General features: G+C 61.7%; 1 protein-coding gene and 1 pseudogene. Both read right to left on the bottom strand.

The genetic code is table 11. From position 1 onward, the window contains the following. Positions 1 to 1,039: 1,039 nt before the first annotated feature. Positions 1,040 to 3,550: an ATP-binding protein gene (locus tag MJ783_RS22130; protein WP_239313548.1), complete on the bottom strand. Its 2,511-nt coding sequence runs from the start codon at positions 3,548 to 3,550 to the stop codon at positions 1,040 to 1,042. A gap of 503 nt (positions 3,551 to 4,053) precedes the next feature. Further along, positions 4,054 to 4,395, bottom strand: a pseudogene (locus tag MJ783_RS22125) (transposase); the annotation flags it as partial.

The following is a 4,395-nucleotide window of genomic DNA, read 5'->3' as shown; positions in this document are numbered from 1 at the left end:
GGTGTGGAGTAGGTAGTCCCCGCCATTGCGGCGGTACCCGAGTGAAGGATGGCTCGGCGCGGCCGACGCAGGGTTCCCACGTCAATCGATAGTCCTGGGAACTCCTTGCCGACCACGCCCTCAGTTGCAAGCGTGAAGCCCCGTCGCCCCACAAAATGACACACCTTGTGTCACCGATCCGCTGCTGTCGGACGCTTGGCGTGATCGCCTTGCCGGGCATGTTGGCCACCAGGGTCTCGGCCAGGCGGCTACCAGCGCGCCACCAACTTAAGATCGCCAATCGGACCATTATTGATCATAATGGCGAAGACAGGAAGCACGGCGACAAGTTCGTACTCAACATCATCACACTCATCCGCCGCGCCTCACGCAGAGCTCGGGCCTCCCGGCCCGACCATCTCACCACTGCCACCACTCCAGGTGCCTCCCCCAGCCAGCCGTCACCGCCACGATTTTCTTCTCCCAGCCCGCCCTGGTCACAAGACGGTAGGCATCGCCTGCCTCACTTCATGCTGACAAGGTAACCACCCTCCGGCTGGCCGTAGCGAGCAGCTGCCTGAACTCAGGCGGGAAATGGTCCCCTGTTGTGGCTGGCATCATCTCTTCAGCCGAGGAGTCGCGACGGTCACGGGATGAGCCGTTGGCAAATTCAAACGGTCGTAGCGACGCTCCGATTACATGATCTGGGTACATGAGTTCCTATATGATTGCCCGCCATCCAAGAACGCTTCAAGATCTTCGACGATCTTACGCCATTCGTCGATCACAACTTGAGGTATGTTAATCATATTTGTTCGTCCGTGCAGAACGTCCGAGGTTCGTGCGTACACGTGTCGGCCGAGGTTAACAAGCCCGTATGTCTCGGAGTACCGGTCGTGAGGGACGTACGACATGAGGAACAAGAGCCGCTTGCGGATATTGTCTTGTGCACCCGCTACCGGAGACTTACATACCTGGTCGTAGGCAGTTGCGGCGACCAGCTCGAGCCGGATACGCAGTTCCAGTACCTGCATGCGCCGGTAGGTCACATCAGCAGGGTTCATGCCGTGTCTCCGGCAAGGATCCGGCAGGCCGCCTCTACCGCATCGATCTCCTGCCGTCCCGCTTCCTGCCGCGGCGTGTTGCCGTGCGCCGCAGCATTCCACCCGTCAAGGTATCGACTGCACTGCTGCTTCGCGGACAGCACAGGATGATCATTTCCAGGCATCGGAGTGTACAGGCGAGCGGCAACGTCGAGGCGGTCCCGAGTTGTGGATGCCTGGTCAAGACAGGCGAGGTCGGAGGCGATGTCCCGACTTGACCGGACAGCGTTCCTGATCACGAATTCGCGTAGTGCGTTGTCGAGCGCTTGCCTACACATGCCGCGTATGAGCGTGGTCGCAGACAACTTCCCGCCGGGTACCTTCCCGGCCAGGCCGAGCGCGTCCCGGGCATCGCAAAGGATGCAGCGCCACATCGTCTCCTTTGCCCTGACCGCGACCTTGCCGGTGTGGATGTTGCGTTCAACGGTCCACGCATCGACCGGCACGCGACGCCGTGCAAGGAGGTGCTCCTTGAGTCGCTCATCGTGGGTAAGGACGATGATCCGTCGATCCGTGGCGAGCTGCTCGACCGCGTGAGCGAGGCGGTCGACCCGCAGTTCGTCGAACGCGTGGACTGGGTCGTCGAGCACCAGAAAACCGAAAGGACCGCCATCCGCGGTGGCGAGCAACGGTGCGAGGAGAACGGCGTTACGCTGACCAGCCGAGAGCATGCCCAAACTCAGTGTATTGCCGGAAAGATCGACAAGCTCTATATTCGCGGTCGTCCTTTTCACCTCAAGATCGCAAATACTCAGCCCGACATCCGCAAGCAGACCCTGTACCCGCTCGTCCGCCTTGGTGTGCAACGCAGCTTTGCGATCCTTCTTCAGCCGGTCGCGGAGCTCGCCAACCCGCTTACTCGTCTCTTTCCAGGCTGGTGCTTCACGAACGGCCGGACCCTGCTCCCTCCAAAACTTGATAAAGTCCTCCACCCCTTCCCGCCGCGCACAGCGCCACTGACGGTCGTGGTTGCTCCGCTCCACCGCCCGCTGGAGCAGCTCCCGACACTCTCCATTGATCATCCATCGGGCAAGCGCCGCGGCGGCGTTCAGGACTGCGGGATGAGAGCCCACACCTTCGGCCTCAATCGCGCCGAGGAAGGCTTGTGTCAACGACGCACAGTGTTCCAAGGCCGCCGCAGCGGTGGAAACGTCCGCCGCATCGCGCATGACAGCCACGACCTCGTCGAGATCACGTTCTGTAACATCACGGAGATCTTTTGCTGCTGCTTCGGCCCGTTGGCGATGCCGGGCGAGGCTGGTGATCTGCTCCGTAGTGGTAGAGAGGCGGGCAAGCCAGTCGACTTCACATGTGTCGCAGACAGGGCAAATGTCACCTGGATCGTCCAGCTTCTTCGAGACCTCACGCAGCGATTTGAGCGGCGCGGCCAGCCGCTGGTGGAGCGAGCCGCCGACCGCGTCTTCCAGCTCTGCGGTCGCGGCCAGCAACTCGGCCGCAGACTTCGTTATGCGGATCTGATGTTCGACGGTGACCTCAGGAATCGCACCACCGGCTTCCGTAAGGCACTCTTCCTTCAGCCACACCTCGGGATCATCGGCTACATCCGGGATCCGGACAGGGACCAGATCAGAATCATCGCCCCGTCGTCGCGCCTGATCAACACGTTCAAGGACGGCCATCGCGTCCCGGCATGAACCTCGCCATACTTGCTCTGCATCGGTGAACGCCGTGCTTTGCCGTTCAACTTCGACCGCCAGAGCGGTGAAGCAGCCGCCCAACGCGAGCATGTTCTCCAAATAGACTTGCAAATCCTTGCTGAGCTGGATACGCCGCTCCCACACGGAGTAGGCGAAGACCGGCTGGTGCCCTGCGAGAGCCGAGGTCCACACACTGCCGGGTTCGAACTCGCGCCGCTTTTCACCGCGCTCCCATACCGCAGTCCGCTGAGTTGTCTGCCCGTTCCGATCCTGGCACCACTCGAGGTGGAGACGCTCCTCCCCACACACGAGCGTGACCTCCACGCGGGCCATGTCGGCATCACGTTCACAGTACACCGGTTCCCACAGCGGCTTCTTGCCGGCCGTTCTGTTTTGCTGTTTGTCGGCTCCGCCAGGCTTGCCATGAAGACACGTGTTGATGCCATCACCAATGCTGGACTTACCAGCGCCGTTGGGGCCATGCAGCACCGTGATACCCGGGGTCGACTGGAAGTTCAATACCAGAGGCTCGGCATTGCCGATCCCCCGATAGCCCTGGATGCTGACCCTCACCAGGAACCATCGACGTCCCGACACGACGTCGAACCCTGCTTCCTCGCCGGATGCCAACTGGGAGACCACATCTCCAAGACGATCCCAGCTCTGGCGGATTGCAGGGCTAGTCGACCGCTCGCCAGCAGTCCGGATCTCCTTATGGAGATCTTCGTAGGTGAACAACGTGAGTACGGGGTGCCGGCCGGTTTCATTCTCGTCGGCAATGTCGCATGCGCGAGAAAGCGGTGCCGTCATTGAGCACGCTCCCTGTGATCCTCACCCTGCGAGGGCGGGAAGAACTTCTTATCACAAGATCATAATTGTTCAGTAGGGAGGTTGGCCGTTCGCCGAATGCCGGGTCAGGCGCATCCTCGTCTCTCCGCCATCGGCGACCACACCCTGAAGATCTCGTCCAACGTCGGCAGGCGCTCGTCACAGCGACTGGGCCACGGATCCCTTACATCCAACCTTCAACGAGATATGTTCAAGATTTGATTATCCATTGGTTATTTCTCTCCGTACAGCCGTCTATAGGTTGATAATGTCTTCTCAACCCGTCTGGCCGTGCGGGTGCCAGAAACTCGGTTCAGGTCATGCTGCCTACGTGTCGGGTCGCGCCCGCATGCCGCATCCCGTCCAGCCCAATCCCAACATCCACAGAAGTACCAGGTAGGCCGCCAGCGACACTCCCCCATCTGACGGTAATCTCCTGCACTCCGCACGTTCGGTTTAGGTCTCTGACCAGCCCGTTTTCTTGATCACGGGGGTTTGGTCGGGTCGACTCCGAGGAGGTCGAGCACGCGCTGCTGGAGTGGGGTGGGCCGGGGGATGTAGGCGGGCTGGCCGTTGTGAGCGGGCACGAGGCGCAGGTCGGCGAGGGCTTCGAGGATGAGGCGGCCGGTGGGCCTGGCCGGGCGGCGGGCGTAGAGGCCGGCGACCGTCCCGGTCGGGCCGGCGGCGCGGCGGGCCTCGCGCTCGATCAGCGAGAACAGCAGCAGCGCCAGGCCGACGACGTGTAGCAGCCCGTGGATCCGCTGGTTGTTCTCCAGGTAGAACGGGTTGACCGCGAGGGGGCCCTTGAACGCGCTGTTGCGCCGTTC

The sequence above is a fragment of the Protofrankia sp. Cj3 genome, from assembly GCF_917627355.1.
Classification (GTDB): domain Bacteria; phylum Actinomycetota; class Actinomycetes; order Frankiales; family Frankiaceae; genus Protofrankia.
This window is presented reverse-complemented; position numbering and strand designations above follow the sequence as displayed.

Coding starts and splice junctions, on each gene's coding strand:
- MJ783_RS22130 (WP_239313548.1), bottom strand. CDS start 3,550: ATGACGGCACCGCTTTCTCGCGCATGCGACATTGCCGACGAGAATGAA.